We start from the raw sequence: 15,496 nt of genomic DNA, 5'->3' as shown, positions 1-15,496 counted from the left end.
CACCAACAAGTATTTAACTTATGAAACAGGATTGATCCAGATCAGTGAATTGATAACGCTACTTAATACACTGAGCCATGTCATATAACTTTGAGGTATACACATGGACTTTTGGCTAGAACTCCTATTTGGTAATGCAGTGGGGCTATCTTCAATGATAGTAATATTCGGGGCTCTGGGTCTCATGATGTTCTATGGAGGCTTCTTCATCTACAAAGTTATGACTGAAAAATCTCCTCACTAGAATCGCTCAGCCTAAGTCATCTACTTTTAAGTATCATTTTCTTTGGGTGGATGTAAAAACGCTTTGCACCGGAGCAGACTTATTGTCTTCTCCGGTTTTTTCATTTTTAAACCCGGCCTCAACTTAGGTATACTCACCCTATTCTTCTACGACTTGAGATGAACACCATGTCTCATGATGACGACTTAGATCTATTCCAAGAAATGATGGGCGATGTGAAACGTATCGACCATGACACCGCTGAGCACCAAAAAGTGCATCGAATTACCGAATCTCACCTTGCAAGGCGTGAAGCGGCTATGTGGCTGTCTGAGGATGAAAAAGATTACCTATCTCTCGACTACTCCCCAATGCTGAAACCTGAAGACGTTATTGCGTATAAAAAAGATGGCGTTCAAGAAGGCGTGTACAAGAAGCTGCGCTTAGGTAAGTACCCTATTCAAGCCAAGCTCGATCTTCATAGGAAAACACTGAAAGACGCTCGTAACGAAGTACTTTCATTTTTACGCCAGTGTTTAAGAATGGATGTTCGCACCGTTATCATTGTTCACGGTAAAGGTGAGCGCTCGAATCCACCAGCCATGATGAAAAGCTACGTGGCGAATTGGCTCACGCAAATTAACGACGTTCAATGTGTTCACTCTGCTCAGCAATTTCATGGTGGTACCGGCGCAGTCTACGTTATGCTCAGAAAGAGTAATGAGAAAAAGCTAGAGAACAGAGAGCGCCATCAAAAACGCACCAGTTAACTGGTTGAAACAGATAAGTACACTGATAGCGAGTTGCATCAAGATCGATATTTCGTGCCTAGACTCACACCAAGTGCTAAAATTGTCCTCAGTTAACGAATCCCAACTCAAAGCAACTATCCAAAGGTTGCTTTTTGTTTATCTATATTTCCGTTGTGAAACGCTAAGAGAATATCATGTCACAAGAATCCCAAGCTAAACGCCTTAATAAATACATCAGTGAAACTGGTTTTTGCTCACGCCGCGAAGCCGACAAACTCATTGATGCAGGCCGAGTTACTATTAACGGTAAGATCCCTGAGATGGGAACGAAAGTCTTGCCCGGTGATGATGTTGAGATCGACAATAAACCTGTTCGCTCAAAAGAGAAGCCGATCTACATTGCTCTTAATAAACCAACAGGCATCACCTGTACTACTGAACGTGATATTCCTGGCAACATCGTCGACTTTATCGGCCACCACAAACGTATTTTCCCTATTGGTCGTCTAGATAAGCCTTCTGATGGTCTTATCTTCTTGACCAACGATGGCGACATCGTAAACAAAATCCTACGTGCAGGTAACAACCACGAGAAAGAATATGTGGTGCGTGTAGATAAGCCGATTACGACGGAATTCTTGAAGAAAATGGCTTCAGGTGTTCCTATTTTGGATACCGTTACCTTGCCATGTAATGTCGAGAAAGAGACTAAGTTCTCATTCCGAATTACGTTGACTCAAGGCCTTAACCGCCAGATCCGTCGTATGTGTGAAGCGTTAGGCTATGAAGTATTCAAACTACGTCGCGTTCGTATTATGAACATCTCACTTGATGGCATTCCTAACGGAAAGTGGCGCTACCTGAGCGAAGAAGAAATCACTGAGATACTAGCGATGTGCGAAGGTTCAGTGAGCACCGAAGATGCATCAAAAATGAACGCAAAAGGTCAGCGAATCCGCAAGGCAACCGATGCTAAGTTATTTGATAGCCGTGAGGAAAATCAAACCTCAACAGCGCGACGTAATCAAAACGAGAATCGTACTCGCACCTATCGCGGTAATAACGCGGATGAATTCCGACATGCGCCAAACTCGAAGCGTGGCCGTAACTCGTCGAATGGTGAAAGCGGTGGCAATACCGAGAACTGGAAATCGAACTCTCGTTCAGAGCGTTCTAATTCAGATAGAAACAGTTCGGATCGCACCCGCACAGATCGCAGCAATAACGATCGTCGAAGCGGTAAGCCTGCACCGAAGCGTGTTGGTGGTACTTTAGGTCTGAAGAAGTAGTCATAATTCGTCCTCAATGTACAAGCACATTTCAGGATAGACACTCAATATAAAAGCGCCCGCTAGGTTAATCTAGCGGGCGTTTTTGTTTGTCATTCGGTAGTTGTATCATCATGACGACGACAATCTATAAACATAGATCAGCAAACTCACCGCGAGTCAGTAGCGCTAAGTCTTTCGGGTCGAGTTCAATTTCTAGCCCGCGCTTCCCTGCACTCACGCATATCGTTTCAAAATCTGTCGCGCTGGAATGAACAAAGGTAGGCAAGGCTTTTTTCTGACCAAGAGGGCTGATCCCACCCACCACATAACCCGTGGTTTTCTGAGCAATATCAGGGTTCGCCATCTCTGCTTTTTTACCTTTCGCCGCTTTAGCCGCAAGCTTAAGATTTAGCTTCTGGTCGACAGGAATAACAGCCACAACCAAATCTTTAGCGACGCCGTTCAAACAAAATAATAGCGTTTTGAACACGCGTTTGGGATCCTGCCCCAGAGCTTCAACCGCCTCTAACCCATAGTTGGTGTTGTTTGCATCGTGATGATACTGATGTACGGTATGAGCGATTTTCTTTTTCTTGGCAAGGTTGATTGCAGGGGTCATAACAAATCCAAACGATAGATAAACAAAAAGCGACGCCGAGGCGTCGCTTTAGTTAAATTTATCATGGTGCTAGAGTCAATCTAATTTAGCACCTAATGATTCAATTAACTGGGGTCAATTACTTGTAAACCATTTGACCTGACGGTGCGTACTTGTTCACGTCAACCGGGCTGTTCGCTTCTAGGTACTCTTTCAGTACTTCAGCATCAACAAAACCTGTGTTCACGTAACCAGGGTGGTCAGAAAGTTTAGGGTAACCGTCACCACCAGCCGCGTTGAAGCTTGGCACTGTGAAGCGGTATGTTTCGTCTAAACGAAGCTGTTTGCCACCGATGAATACGTTCGATACTTCACCGTTCGTTACTGTCATTGAAATGCCAGCGAACTGTGCGTAAGCACCAGAGTCGATTGGTTTCGTAGCCACAACATTTAGGTAATCTAGAACTTCTTTACCTGTCATGTCTGTGTAAGTCAGGATGTTTGCAAAAGGTTGTACCTTCAGTACATCTTTGTAAGTCACGTTGCCCGCTTCAATTGAGTCACGAACACCACCAGAGTTCATCACAGCGAAGTCTGCTTGTGCACGCTCCATGTGAGAAGTCGCAATCAAACGACCTAGGTTAGTTTGTTTGAAACGAACCACGTTACGATCGCCTTCAAGCTTGCCATTTGTCTCAGCAATTTGAACTTCTAGCTGTGCTTGACCTTGCTCTTGGAAAGGACGTAGGAATTCAAGTAGCTCTGGGTCTTGTGCGATTTCATCTTGAATAAGAACACGTTGTTTCTTACCGTCAATCTTAACTTTCTTCTTAAGGTTAACTGGAACCAGATCGTAGCTCACCATCTCTAGTTCGCCGTTACGGAATTCGTAATCAGCACGACCTACGTACTTGCCCCACTCGTGAGCTTGAACGATGTAAGTACCGTTCTGTACGTCTGGTTTACACTCATCACCCGGCTTGAAGTTTTTCTTCGCAACGTTAGGGCCTTCCATACATACAGGCTCTTGAGAGTGACCACCAACGATCATGTCTAGGTCGCCTTCGTTTAGGTAACGAGCAAGTGCTACATCACCCGGTGCGTTAACACCACGTTGGCCGTTTTCGTAGTGACCCATGTGAGTCACAGCGAAGATTAAATCTGGCTTCTCTGTTTCTTTAAGTTCAGCGATCAGCTTCTTCGCTTCTTCTTTAGGGTCACGGAAATCAATGTTCGCGATAAACTCAGGGTTACCGATTTTTGCCGTGTCTTCAGTAGTTAGACCGATAACCGCAATCTTGATACCTTGCTTTTCAAACATCTCGTAAGCTTGGAACTTGCGTTCGCCTGTTGCTTTGTCGTAGATGTTTGCAGATAGCATTGGGAAATTAGCCCAGTCGATCTGCTTTTGTAGTACGTCTAAAGAGTTGTCAAACTCGTGGTTACCCAATGCCATTGCATCGTAACCAATTTTATTCATACCTTTGAAATCAGGTTCTGCATCTTGAAGATCTGACTCTGGCACACCGGTGTTGATGTCACCACCAGATAGAAGCAACACGCTACCGCCTTCTGCTTCAACTTCAGCACGAAGTTGGTCAACAAGCGTTTTACGCGCAGACATGCCGTATTCACCGTATTTGTTCTGCCAAAAACGACCATGGTTGTCGTTAGTATGTAGAACCGTTAGCTTGTAAGTTTCGTCTTGGTTCCAATCTTGAGTTGATTGAGACGCACACCCAGCTAGAGTAGCTAGGATTGCAGCACTTAGTGCTGTCTTTAGAATAAGGCGTTGCTTCATTGTCATACCTTTGAACTTTTTAGGGGAATCCACTGCTTTTTATAATCTATTGCGACCCCTTTCCTGGAGTTCGAACAATAAGACTTCAACATGACTAATCTTAAATTAACATTCTAGATGTAACACGACGATTTCATATTTATGTCGAATTGGTCACGCATAGATAGGCAGTTAAGTGTAACAAAATTATGAGATTACACTCAAACTTCCCCTGCATCACAGGCAATCGTTTACTTATAAAGTGTGATGAACATCAGTAATTTACTATAAACAGGACAGACCTCACACACCTATACCACTTTCTTAGGGAATCAGAGGTTCTGTTAACAAAGATTTAATCATCTACCGTTGATTAGTACTCTGAAAAACAGGTTAGTTAACGACTAAACAGCTTAATCATCGAAAAACGACTTAGTCATCGTCAAAATCGGCCGAGGCTTCAGTTCGCTAAACGGATATCCGTTAAATAAAAACGCCCAACTCTAAGAGTTGGGCGTTAATCTTATGCAGTTAAATAACCACTTAAACTCATTAACATTAGCGATTTAATGCTAGTTATTTGGCATCAGCCAAAGCTATTTGATATCGATGTGGTCGAAGCCTTTGATAAGGTCATCAAGTGCTTTCATCTGCTTCAAGAACGGCTCTAGTTTATCTAGAGGTAGCGCCGATGGGCCATCACAGCGTGCTTGATCAGGGTTAGGGTGAGCCTCAAGAAACAGACCCGCAATACCCGTCGCAAGACCCGCTTTAGCAAGTTCAACGGTTTGCTCACGACGACCGCCAGAGGCAGCACCTGATGGGTCACGCATTTGAAGCGCATGAGTCACATCAAAGATAATTGGGCTGCCGTTTGATGATTTTTTCATTACACCGAAACCAAGCATATCAACAACTAAGTTGTCATATCCCATGCAAGAACCACGTTCACAAAGAATGATGTTGTCGTTGCCACACTCAGCAAACTTATCAACGATATTACCCACTTGATCTGGGCTCATGAACTGAGGCTTCTTCACGTTGATTACAGCACCGGTTTTAGCCATCGCTTCAACAAGGTCAGTTTGGCGAGCAAGAAACGCTGGAAGCTGGATTACATCAACCACGTCTGCAACAGGCTGAGCTTGTGCTTCTGTGTGGATATCAGTAATGATCTTCACGCCAAAGGTATCTTTCAGTTCTTGGAAGATTTTAAGACCTTCTTCCATACCTGGACCACGGTATGAGTGAACTGAGCTGCGGTTTGCTTTATCGAAAGACGCCTTAAATACGTAAGGGATGCCCAACTTCTCTGTGACTTTCACGTAATGCTCACAGATCTGCATTGCTAGATCGCGAGATTCAAGAACGTTCATGCCTGCAAATAGCGTAAATGGCTTGTCGTTAGCAATTGGCATGTCACCAATGTGAACTGTTTTCTGTTCCATCATATTCTCTCTAAATAATTATTAATTAGTGAACAACCACTGTCTTTTCGTTCATGACGTTCACTTGAGATTTCAGTAACTCAGATGCAGGGTCATCTGGGCATTGGTCGATAAAGTATTGGTAATCCGTTGCAGCAACTTGATGACAGTCTAGCTGCTGATAAATAAAGCCACGGTCACGGATTTCATACGGATCATCCGGCACAAACGTTAACGCAAGATCAGTACACTTCAATGCAAGCGTATAACGCTCTTCTCGCAATAATGCACTCTTAAGCAACGCTAGCCACTTACCAATAATCGTTGGGTGATCGGCAACCTCTAAGTGTTCCGCTTTCACCTTAGCGAGTGGGCCATCATGGCCGATTAACCAAGCTCGTAAAGTTTGTACGCCAACATACTCACCGTTGTAAGGGTTAATATAGACGGCTGCTTGCCCGTACCAACTCACTTTTAGCAAGAATTGAGTAGGGAAAGAGACGCCCTCTACAGGGAAGCCTAGCTTGCGACCTAGAAAAAGAAAAATCGCACCAAGACTCACAGGGATGCCTTTCTTTCTCTCGAGCACTTTATCGATGAATGCGTTTTCCGAAGAGAAGTACGCATCTTTATCGCCAGCAAAACCCCACTCGTGAAAGAATAGTCGAATAAAAGATTCAAACTTCTGCTGCTCATCGGTTTCATTAACCAAAGCAAACTCAGCGTCTTTTAACAATCTCGCCAGTTCTTGCTCAGCCCAGCTGTCTTGAGTTTCTGGGTTAATCGCTTTATTTAAGATCAATGCACCTTCAGCTAACTCTAGCTGGTCAAAGTCTTCATCAAAAAATTCGTACATACGTAACTAACCGAAATAAGGAGATAATTAACCGAAAAATGTTGGTGTCTTCGTCATTGCAATTTTGCCTGCCATCGCTAACCAGCCAAGCGCACCAAAGAAAGAGAAAACTCTCAATAGCTTGTTTTTACCCAACTTAAGTGCAAAGAAGCCCAGTGCGATGTAAGCCATAACACAAGTTAGTTTTTCAGTTAACCATGGTGCTGCTGGTGTAAACGGAATAAAGCCAGTGATAAAAATCAAACCAATACCCGATAGCAGCAGCAACGAGTCATTGATATGAGGGAAACGCTGCAAGAAAGGATGCTTAAGCTTTGGTGAGTTAACCATCATCAGAGCGAAACGAATCGAAAGAAGTAGCGCGCTTATAGCAATCGTTAGTAGGTGAAAATGTTTTAAACCTTCGTACATGGTATTCCTTTATATTTTTATATGTGCTTTCGTTAACACGAGCCACACAATACCCGTTAATGCCCTGTAGTTCTGCGTTAATTCTCTGTATTTCCGCGTTAAGTGCATTATCGAGTTAAGTGTATTGTCGAGTTAAAGGTATCAATTTAGCAAGTTCATCATCTATTGCTCACAAGATGATTAACAGCAGCCTATGAGCAACCACTATCTATGAACAGTAACGACCCAATGTCACTCGGTCATTACCACCGTAATCTTTTTCTGTAACCACATCCAAGTAGCCCAGTTGTTGCATTATCTCACGTACCGCCAAGCCTTGGTCATAGCCGTGTTCAAATGCTAGCCAGCCTTCATTTTCTAAAAAACCGCGTGCGTTTTCAGAGATGTATCGAATATCAGCTAAACCTTTCTCTTCAGCAACTAACGCTGTGATCGGTTCAAAACGCACATCACCTTGAGATAAATGAGGATCGTTCTTCTCAATGTAAGGTGGGTTCGAGACAATCAACGAGAACTTTACAGCTTCTTCTTCAGAATTCACCGAGTTCAAAGGCTCAAACCAACTGCCATGTAAAAAAGTGGCGTTAGTGATATTTAATCGCTGAGCGTTTTCTGTAGCAAGTTGCTGCGCTTCAGGGCGAAGATCAATACCCATCACTGGTCGATTCGGCATCTCAGACGCCAATGCTAACGCGATAGCACCTGTGCCCGTGCCTAAATCTAGAATCGCACCTTGTTTGCCGTAGGTTTTATCCAAAGCGACTTCAACCAAACGCTCGGTATCCGGGCGCGGGATTAAAGTAGAAGGAGAGACTTTTAACGGCAGCGACCAAAACTCACGTTCACCAACAATGTAAGCCACAGGCTCACCGGTTAAGCGACGTTTTAGGAGGGTATGGAATTCGGATTCTTGTTCTGAAGTGAGGTGCTTCTCAGGCCAAGTCAGTAGGTAAGATCTAGGTTTATCTAAAGCGTGACAAAGCAGTACCGCAGCATCAATCGAGGGCGATGTGTTATCGCCCTCTTGAAGCTGTACGATTGCTGACTTTAAAGCACTTTCAACCGTATATGCTGACTGCATAGTAATTAGTTGTGCTCAGCAAGTGCTGCTAGTTGATCGGCTTGGTGCTCTTGTAGAACAGGATCAAGCAGGCTTTGCATATCACCTTCCAAAACTTCGTTCAGGCGGTAGATAGTTAAGTTGATGCGGTGATCAGAAACACGGCCTTGTGGGTAGTTGTACGTACGAATACGGTCACTACGGTCACCAGAGCCTAATAGGTTACGACGTGTATCTGAAATAGCAGCAGCACGACGCTCTTCTTCAGCTTGAACGATACGAGCCGCAAGAACAGCCATCGCTTTCGCTTTGTTTTTATGCTGAGAACGCTCGTCTTGACACTCTACTACGGTACCTGTTGGCAAGTGAGTAATACGGATTGCTGAATCCGTGGTGTTAACGTGCTGACCACCCGCGCCAGATGCACGGAAAGTATCAATTTTAAGATCGCCCGCTTTGATCTCTGGAAGATCTGCTTCTGGGATCTCAGGCATAACCGCAACGGTACAAGCTGATGTATGAACACGACCTTGAGATTCAGTCTCAGGTACACGTTGTACACGGTGACCGCCAGACTCGAACTTCATTGTGCCATAAACAGCGTCGCCACTGATTTTAGCGATCATCTCTTTAAAGCCGCCCTGCTCTGAAACATTGCTGCTCATCACCTCAACGCGCCAACCTTTTTTCTCGGCAAATCTAGAGTACATGCGGAAAAGGTTACCCGCAAAAATACCCGCTTCATCACCACCAGCACCGGCACGAATCTCTAAGAAACAGTTACGCTCATCGTTTGGATCTTTTGGAATCAGAAGAATTTGCAGCTCATCAGTCAGACGTTCAATGTTCGCTTTCGCATCTTTGATCTCTTCTTGAGCCATTTCGCGCATTTCTGCGTCGTCTTCATTTGCCATCTCTTCAGCAGCTTCTAAATCTTCTTGAGCTTGCTGGTATGATTTGAAGCACCCCGTCACCTCTTCTAATTGAGAATACTCTTTTGACAAGGCACGGAATTTGTCTTGATTCCCAAGTACACCGGGATCACCAAGTAGATGTTGAACTTCTTCATAGCGTTCAACAAGTGTTTCAAGCTTTATTAGAATCGAGGCTTTCATAATGTCTTATTCTGTTGGAGGTCGAATATTATTGAGGGTTTTCTAAGCCCAAACTCTGTCTAATGACCATTAATTTTGCAGGTTCTCCTTGCTCAGCTGCACTTTGAAGTGCACGCGTTGGAGCATGGATCAATTTGTTTGTGAGCTTATTACTTAGCTCAAGTAGGACTTTCTCAGGGTCACCGCCAGCGGCAAGTGATTGTAAACTCTTACTTAATAAATCTTCTCGGATTTCATTGGCCGATTTACGGTAATCACGAATACTGTCTACCGCTTGCAGTGAACGCATCCAACTCATAAACGCGGCGCTTTCTTCACTAACTATTGCTTCAGCTTGAATCGCTTCTACTTTTCGTTGTTCAATATTGCCATCAACGATCGACTGCAAATCGTCAACGGAATATAGGTAAGCATCATTCAGATCGCCGACCTGAGATTCCACATCACGAGGAACCGCAATATCAACCAACAACATAGGTTGATGCTTTCTTGTCTTCAGTGCGGTTTCAACCATGCCCTTGCCAATAATAGGCAGCGGGCTTGCAGTTGAGCTGATCACGATATCCGCTCTATGCAAATGGTCAGGAATTTCATTGAGGCTGATCACTTCAGCGCCAAACTCTTCTGCCAACCCTAAAGCACGCTCACGAGTTCGGTTGGCGACAATCATCTTGGTGCAACCATTCGCTGAAAGGTGTTTTGCCACCAATTCAATCGTCTCACCCGCACCCACCAATAACACCGTTGATTCAGCAATCGACTCAAAGATGTGTTTGGCTAACGTACAAGCTGCGTAAGCAACTGAAACCGCGCTTCCACCAATTTCAGTTTCAGTTCGAACACGCTTAGCGACAGAAAATGATTTCTGGAACAGTTTTTCCATTGAAGCATCAACAGATTTGTTCTCTCGCGAGTCCGTATAAGCTTGCTTCACCTGACCTAAGATCTGCGGCTCACCCAATACCAAGGAGTCCAAACCACAAGCTACGCGCATTAAATGTTTAATCGCGGCCTGCTCTTCATGGACATAAATGCTGGGTTTTAGCTCTTCAGGGCTAACTTGATGGAAAACTGACAACCAATCGATGAGCTTGTTTTTTGCCACGCCTTTGACGTCACAATACACTTCAGTTCGATTACAGGTAGAAAGTATGACACTTCCATTTACGTGTGCATTTGCGTTCAGTTGCTTGAGTGCCTCAGATAATTTATCTGGACCAAAAGCGACTTTTTCTCGCAATTCAACCGACGCTGTATTGTGATTGATACCTACGGCAAGCAAAGACATGTATCAGAAGTTCTCGATCAGGGAATGGAAACAAGGGGCGAATTTTACTTGATGCATGGCTCTATTTAAAGAGCAAGCGGGATTTGTTTTCCTGAGTTCGTGAATTCAATGCTATAGTTGAAGCGTTTTTTAGATAAATTTGAACAAGTTGTGAGCAAATATGAGCAAGCTTCGTAAAATCACGTCTCTTATTTTTTTGACCATAATTATGGTGGGTTGCTCGTCTATCCCAGAACAACCGACCAGCGTTGAGTGGCAAAGTCACCAAAACCGGCTTTTACAGATAGAAAACTATCAAGCCTCAGGCAAGCTCGCTTATATTTCTCCAGAGCAGCGCCAAAGCCTAAACTTCATATGGAAGCATTCACCAAATCAGAGTCAACTAAGGCTTACGACTTTTCTCGGTCAAACCGCCTTGAACCTCACAATTGACAGTTCGGGTGCCAAGGTAGTCACTTATGATGACCAAGTTTTTACTCATGCAAGTGCTTCCGTTCTTGTGGAACAACTTACTGGATTGCAGATTCCCATTGACCATCTACCGCAATGGTTCCTTGGCATTCCAGATCAAGCCGACAGCTACCAATTGAACACCACCAACACGCTTGAATCTCTCACCAAACAAGTCAGCAACCAGCTATGGACACTGAGTTTTGCTAACTATCGCAATACAGAGATGCCGAGTAAACTATTATCTGGTGAAGACAACAAGAACTCTAGTGAAGACAACACTAAGGTAGAGACAATCCCACTCCCTACTCGATTGTCATTCAAGCAAGACGAGAACAAAATCAACATTGTAGTTTCGAAGTGGACACTGAAAAAATGATAACAACGCCAACCCACTGGCCTTCTCCGGCTAAACTGAATTTATTTCTTTATATCACTGGCCGACGCGACAATGGCTATCACGAACTTCAGACCTTATTTCAGTTTGTCGAATTTGGCGATGAGCTAACAGTTAGTGCAAATCAAGAAACCAGTGCGATCACAATAACCCCTGAAATTCCAGGCGTTGCGACAGAAGATAACCTGATTTGGAAAGCCGCAACTGCCCTCCAACAATATACATCGACCTCTTTCGGTGCGGACATTGAACTCAAGAAAGTGTTGCCAATGGGAGGTGGCATTGGTGGGGGCTCTTCAAATGCAGCAACCGTGCTGGTCGCGCTTAATTATTTATGGCGACTCAACCTCTCTGATGATCAACTTGCCGAAATCGGTTTGCAGCTTGGTGCTGACGTTCCGGTCTTCGTTCGAGGCCACGCCGCCTTTGCCGAAGGGGTTGGAGAACAACTACAGCCCGCTAATCCGGATGAAAAATGGTATCTCGTTGTCAAACCTCAAGTGAGCATAGCAACTGTAGACATATTCACACATTCAGAATTAACTCGAAATACGCCGAAGCGAGCACTAGCAACGCTTCTAGAGCAAGAATACGTAAACGATTGCGAAAAAATTGTGCGAATGCTGTACCCAGAGGTTGATAAGCAACTTTCATGGCTGCTACAATACGCGCCGTCGAGATTGACTGGTACGGGTTCATGCGTTTTTGCTGAATTTAGCAGCAAAAAAGAAGCCGAATCGGTGCTAGAGCAACTGCCTGACACAGTTTCCGCGTTTGTCGCGAGAGGACGAAACATTTCGCCTTTGAAAGAAACTTTGGCTGAATACCAATCAGCCCACCCACAATCTATTTAAAACTGGACGCAACCCGAGGTTTCCACCGTGCCTGATATGAAGCTATTTGCTGGTAACGCAACACCTGAACTAGCCCAACGTATTGCTGATCGTCTATACATCTCTCTTGGCGATGCTACTGTAGACCGTTTTTCTGATGGCGAAGTCGCTGTTCAAATCAATGAAAACGTTCGTGGTAGCGATGTATTCCTGATTCAATCAACTTGTGCACCAACCAATGACAACCTTATGGAATTGGTGGTAATGATTGACGCAATGCGCCGTGCTTCTGCTGGCCGTATTACTGCTGTAATCCCTTACTTCGGTTATGCCCGTCAAGATCGTCGTGTACGTTCTGCTCGTGTGCCTATTACTGCAAAAGTTGTTGCAGATTTCCTTTCTAACGTTGGTGTCGACCGCGTTCTTACTATCGACCTACACGCAGAGCAAATCCAAGGCTTCTTCGATGTACCTGTTGATAACATCTTCGGCACTCCAGTTCTTCTAGAAGACATGGCTAACCGTGGCCTAGAAAACCCAGTCGTGGTTTCTCCAGACCTTGGTGGTGTTGTACGTGCTCGTGCAACCGCTAAAGCGCTAGGTGATGTAGACATCGCTATCGTTGATAAGCGTCGTCCACGTGCTAACGTTTCTGAAGTAATGAACCTGATCGGTGATGTTGAAGGCCGTGACTGTGTTATCGTTGATGACATGATCGATACTGGTGGCACACTGTGTAAAGCAGCTGAAGCACTTAAAGAGCGCGGTGCGAAGCGTGTATTCGCTTACGCTACTCACGCTGTATTCTCTGGTACTGCTGCAGAAAACATCCGTAACTCAGTTCTAGACCAAGTTATTGTTACAGATTCAATCAAGCTTTCTCCAGAGATGGCTGCGACAGGCAAAGTGACTGAGCTAAGCCTTTCTCGCATGCTTGCTGAAGCAATTCGCCGCATCAGCAACGAAGAATCAATCTCAGCGATGTTTAACTAATCAAAGCTCTATAGCTTTGTTTTAGAAAAGCTTTGTTTTAGAAACTCGTGAGAGAGACATATTAAGCACTTCATTGAATGAAGTGCTTTTTTTATGTCTAACCAATATTAAGCCGCAATTCACCACAGTCAGGAATCATCGTGTTGCTATCAGCTAGCTCGCACCTTTTTCATAAACTGTGATATCATACGGCGCTTTTTGAAATCCCAAGAGAGATCCATACCTTGAGCCAACAAATAAAACTTCTCGTTGGACTGGCTAATCCAGGTCCAGAATACGCCAAAACTCGCCACAATGCGGGTGCTTGGGTAGTTGAAGAATTAGCGCGTGTACATAACGTGACACTAAAGAACGAACCAAAGTTCTTTGGCCTAACGGGTCGTATCATGGTTCATGGTGAAGATCTTCGCTTGCTGATCCCAACGACTTTTATGAACTTGTCAGGCAAAGCTGTTGCTGCCTTAACAAAGTTCTACCAAATTAAACCAGAAGAGATCATGGTGGCTCACGATGAGTTAGATCTTCCTCCAGGTATTGGAAAGTTAAAAAAAGGTGGTGGTCATGGTGGACATAATGGTCTGAAAGACATCATCAGCAAGCAGGGTAACAATAAAGAATTCTATCGTCTTAGATTAGGCATTGGCCATCCAGGACACAAAGATAAAGTTGCAGGTTATGTATTAGGCAAAGCTCCTGCGAAAGAGCAAGAGTGTATCGAGGCTGTCGTTGACGAATCGGTTCGTAGCCTAGACATCTTATTAAAAGATGGCCTACCAAAAGCACAAAATCGCTTACATACGTTCAAAGCAGAATAAGGTTTATATCATGGGTTTTAAATGTGGCATCGTTGGTCTACCAAACGTTGGTAAGTCAACTCTGTTTAACGCACTGACTAAAGCAGGCATCGAAGCAGCAAACTTTCCATTTTGTACAATCGAACCAAACACAGGTATCGTTCCGGTTCCAGATCTACGCTTAGATGCATTAGCAAAAATTGTTAATCCACAGAAGATCCTTCCAACGACAATGGAATTCGTAGATATCGCAGGCCTAGTTGCTGGCGCATCTAAAGGTGAAGGTCTAGGTAACAAATTCCTAGCTAACATCCGCGAAACTGATGCTATCGGTCACGTTGTACGCTGCTTTGAAAACGAAAACATCGTTCATGTTTCTGGCAAGGTCTCTCCAATCGAAGATATCGAAGTGATCAACCTTGAGCTTGCTCTTGCCGATCTAGATAGCTGTGAACGTGCAATCTTCCGTAATGCTAAAAAAGCAAAAGGCGGAGATAAAGACGCTAAATTTGAAACTACAGTTCTTGAAAAGCTTCTACCTATCCTGACTGAAGGTGGTATGGCTCGTACTGTTGAACTTGGCAAAGAAGAAGTAGCAGCAATCGACTACCTTAACTTCCTAACGCTTAAGCCAACAATGTACATTGCAAACGTTGCTGAAGATGGTTTTGAAAACAACCCTTACCTAGACGCCGTTCGCGAATATGCAGAAAAAGAGAACAACGTTGTTGTTGCTGTGTGTGCTGCAATCGAATCTGAACTTTCTGAGCTTGACGATGAAGACCGTGAAGAGTTTCTAGCTGACATGGGCATCGAAGAACCAGGCCTTAACCGAGTGATCCGCTCTGGTTACGAGCTACTGACTCTTCAAACTTACTTTACTGCCGGTGTTAAAGAAGTTCGTGCTTGGACTATTCCTATCGGTGCAACAGCACCGCAAGCAGCTGGTAAGATCCACACCGACTTCGAGAAAGGTTTCATCCGTGCAGAAGTAGTTGGCTACGAACATTTCATCGAATTTGGCGGTGAAAGCGGAGCAAAAGATGCAGGTAAATGGCGTCTTGAAGGCAAAGAATACATCGTTAAAGATGGTGACGTAGTTCACTTCCGCTTCAACGTATAATTCTGATTAAACATCTAGAAAAAAGGCCAGTGAATTCACTGGCCTTTTTGTTTTCCCCCTTTAGAAATAGCCCCACATCCAAAACTTAACTTCCTATATATATCGCCTTTTAGACCTGTTTTTTG

At 44.3% G+C, this 15,496-nt stretch carries 16 protein-coding genes; 8 read left to right on the top strand and 8 right to left on the bottom strand.

What is annotated here, in order from left to right:
* The first annotated feature begins 103 nt into the window (after nucleotides 1–103).
* The 3 genes from AC3CH4_RS03630 to rluF all read left to right on the top strand — a co-directional run bounded on the left by AC3CH4_RS03630 (nucleotide 104) and on the right by rluF (nucleotide 2,264).
* Nucleotides 104–244 carry a DUF3149 domain-containing protein gene (locus AC3CH4_RS03630; RefSeq protein WP_004736246.1) on the top strand — a complete coding sequence of 47 codons (141 nt, stop codon included), beginning with the start codon at nucleotides 104–106 and terminating at the stop codon, nucleotides 242–244.
* Between the two features lie 167 nt (nucleotides 245–411).
* On the top strand, nucleotides 412–993 hold the full coding sequence (smrA, locus tag AC3CH4_RS03625; protein ID WP_488543308.1) for a DNA endonuclease SmrA: 582 nt from the start codon (nucleotides 412–414) through the stop codon (nucleotides 991–993).
* Nucleotides 994–1,169: 176 nt separating this feature from the next.
* Nucleotides 1,170–2,264: a 23S rRNA pseudouridine(2604) synthase RluF gene (rluF, locus tag AC3CH4_RS03620; RefSeq protein ID WP_488543307.1), complete on the top strand. Its 1,095-nt coding sequence runs from the start codon at nucleotides 1,170–1,172 to the stop codon at nucleotides 2,262–2,264.
* A 127-nt stretch (nucleotides 2,265–2,391) separates the two neighbouring features.
* Here the strand turns inward: rluF and ybaK are convergent, their stop codons facing one another.
* The 8 genes from ybaK to hemA all read right to left on the bottom strand — a co-directional run bounded on the left by ybaK (nucleotide 2,392) and on the right by hemA (nucleotide 10,781).
* Nucleotides 2,392–2,865: a Cys-tRNA(Pro) deacylase gene (gene ybaK / locus AC3CH4_RS03615; RefSeq protein ID WP_488543306.1), complete on the bottom strand. Its 474-nt coding sequence runs from the start codon at nucleotides 2,863–2,865 to the stop codon at nucleotides 2,392–2,394.
* Nucleotides 2,866–2,983: 118 nt separating this feature from the next.
* Nucleotides 2,984–4,645, bottom strand: a complete 1,662-nt coding sequence (gene ushA, locus AC3CH4_RS03610) for a bifunctional UDP-sugar hydrolase/5'-nucleotidase UshA (protein WP_488543305.1) — start codon at nucleotides 4,643–4,645, stop codon at nucleotides 2,984–2,986.
* A gap of 575 nt (nucleotides 4,646–5,220) precedes the next feature.
* Complete coding sequence (gene kdsA / locus AC3CH4_RS03605; protein ID WP_017076863.1) at nucleotides 5,221–6,075, bottom strand: 3-deoxy-8-phosphooctulonate synthase; 855 nt, start codon at nucleotides 6,073–6,075, stop codon at nucleotides 5,221–5,223.
* Nucleotides 6,076–6,097: 22 nt separating this feature from the next.
* Nucleotides 6,098–6,907, bottom strand: a complete 810-nt coding sequence (locus tag AC3CH4_RS03600) for a SirB1 family protein (RefSeq protein ID WP_488543304.1) — start codon at nucleotides 6,905–6,907, stop codon at nucleotides 6,098–6,100.
* A 27-nt stretch (nucleotides 6,908–6,934) separates the two neighbouring features.
* Nucleotides 6,935–7,318: a SirB2 family protein gene (locus AC3CH4_RS03595; protein ID WP_004736238.1), complete on the bottom strand. Its 384-nt coding sequence runs from the start codon at nucleotides 7,316–7,318 to the stop codon at nucleotides 6,935–6,937.
* A 208-nt stretch (nucleotides 7,319–7,526) separates the two neighbouring features.
* Nucleotides 7,527–8,399 (bottom strand): peptide chain release factor N(5)-glutamine methyltransferase, encoded by an 873-nt coding sequence (gene prmC / locus AC3CH4_RS03590; protein ID WP_171309285.1) that lies wholly within the window; start codon nucleotides 8,397–8,399, stop codon nucleotides 7,527–7,529.
* 5 nt (nucleotides 8,400–8,404) lie between these two features.
* Entirely contained in the window at nucleotides 8,405–9,493 is a 1,089-nt protein-coding gene (gene prfA / locus AC3CH4_RS03585; protein ID WP_004736236.1) for a peptide chain release factor 1, read from the bottom strand.
* A gap of 28 nt (nucleotides 9,494–9,521) precedes the next feature.
* Nucleotides 9,522–10,781, bottom strand: coding sequence for a glutamyl-tRNA reductase (gene hemA / locus AC3CH4_RS03580; protein ID WP_171330835.1), 1,260 nt, complete (start codon nucleotides 10,779–10,781; stop codon nucleotides 9,522–9,524).
* 160 nt (nucleotides 10,782–10,941) lie between these two features.
* Here hemA and lolB point away from each other — a divergent pair, with 160 nt between their 5' ends.
* The 5 genes from lolB to ychF all read left to right on the top strand — a co-directional run bounded on the left by lolB (nucleotide 10,942) and on the right by ychF (nucleotide 15,371).
* Nucleotides 10,942–11,610, top strand: coding sequence for a lipoprotein insertase outer membrane protein LolB (gene lolB, locus AC3CH4_RS03575; protein ID WP_488543303.1), 669 nt, complete (start codon nucleotides 10,942–10,944; stop codon nucleotides 11,608–11,610).
* On the top strand, nucleotides 11,607–12,482 hold the full coding sequence (ispE, locus tag AC3CH4_RS03570; protein WP_171311875.1) for a 4-(cytidine 5'-diphospho)-2-C-methyl-D-erythritol kinase: 876 nt from the start codon (nucleotides 11,607–11,609) through the stop codon (nucleotides 12,480–12,482). Before lolB ends, ispE begins: the two co-directional genes overlap by 4 nt.
* A gap of 27 nt (nucleotides 12,483–12,509) precedes the next feature.
* Nucleotides 12,510–13,454: a ribose-phosphate pyrophosphokinase gene (locus tag AC3CH4_RS03565; RefSeq protein ID WP_012603389.1), complete on the top strand. Its 945-nt coding sequence runs from the start codon at nucleotides 12,510–12,512 to the stop codon at nucleotides 13,452–13,454.
* A gap of 224 nt (nucleotides 13,455–13,678) precedes the next feature.
* Complete coding sequence (gene pth, locus AC3CH4_RS03560) at nucleotides 13,679–14,269, top strand: aminoacyl-tRNA hydrolase (protein WP_488543302.1); 591 nt, start codon at nucleotides 13,679–13,681, stop codon at nucleotides 14,267–14,269.
* 10 nt (nucleotides 14,270–14,279) lie between these two features.
* Nucleotides 14,280–15,371: a redox-regulated ATPase YchF gene (gene ychF, locus AC3CH4_RS03555; RefSeq protein ID WP_026012356.1), complete on the top strand. Its 1,092-nt coding sequence runs from the start codon at nucleotides 14,280–14,282 to the stop codon at nucleotides 15,369–15,371.
* Nucleotides 15,372–15,496 lie beyond the last annotated feature (125 nt).

It is taken from the genome of Vibrio sp. QJM3NY_26, from assembly GCF_057786005.1.
Note: the sequence above shows the minus strand (reverse complement) of the source record. Positions and strands in the feature narration are given on the sequence as shown.

Coding starts and splice junctions, on each gene's coding strand:
- AC3CH4_RS03630 (WP_004736246.1), top strand. CDS start 104: ATGGACTTTTGGCTAGAACTCCTATTTGGTAATGCAGTGGGGCTATCT.
- smrA (WP_488543308.1), top strand. CDS start 412: ATGTCTCATGATGACGACTTAGATCTATTCCAAGAAATGATGGGCGAT.
- rluF (WP_488543307.1), top strand. CDS start 1,170: ATGTCACAAGAATCCCAAGCTAAACGCCTTAATAAATACATCAGTGAA.
- ybaK (WP_488543306.1), bottom strand. CDS start 2,865: ATGACCCCTGCAATCAACCTTGCCAAGAAAAAGAAAATCGCTCATACC.
- ushA (WP_488543305.1), bottom strand. CDS start 4,645: ATGAAGCAACGCCTTATTCTAAAGACAGCACTAAGTGCTGCAATCCTA.
- kdsA (WP_017076863.1), bottom strand. CDS start 6,075: ATGATGGAACAGAAAACAGTTCACATTGGTGACATGCCAATTGCTAAC.
- AC3CH4_RS03600 (WP_488543304.1), bottom strand. CDS start 6,907: ATGTACGAATTTTTTGATGAAGACTTTGACCAGCTAGAGTTAGCTGAA.
- AC3CH4_RS03595 (WP_004736238.1), bottom strand. CDS start 7,318: ATGTACGAAGGTTTAAAACATTTTCACCTACTAACGATTGCTATAAGC.
- prmC (WP_171309285.1), bottom strand. CDS start 8,399: ATGCAGTCAGCATATACGGTTGAAAGTGCTTTAAAGTCAGCAATCGTA.
- prfA (WP_004736236.1), bottom strand. CDS start 9,493: ATGAAAGCCTCGATTCTAATAAAGCTTGAAACACTTGTTGAACGCTAT.
- hemA (WP_171330835.1), bottom strand. CDS start 10,781: ATGTCTTTGCTTGCCGTAGGTATCAATCACAATACAGCGTCGGTTGAA.
- lolB (WP_488543303.1), top strand. CDS start 10,942: ATGAGCAAGCTTCGTAAAATCACGTCTCTTATTTTTTTGACCATAATT.
- ispE (WP_171311875.1), top strand. CDS start 11,607: ATGATAACAACGCCAACCCACTGGCCTTCTCCGGCTAAACTGAATTTA.
- ychF (WP_026012356.1), top strand. CDS start 14,280: ATGGGTTTTAAATGTGGCATCGTTGGTCTACCAAACGTTGGTAAGTCA.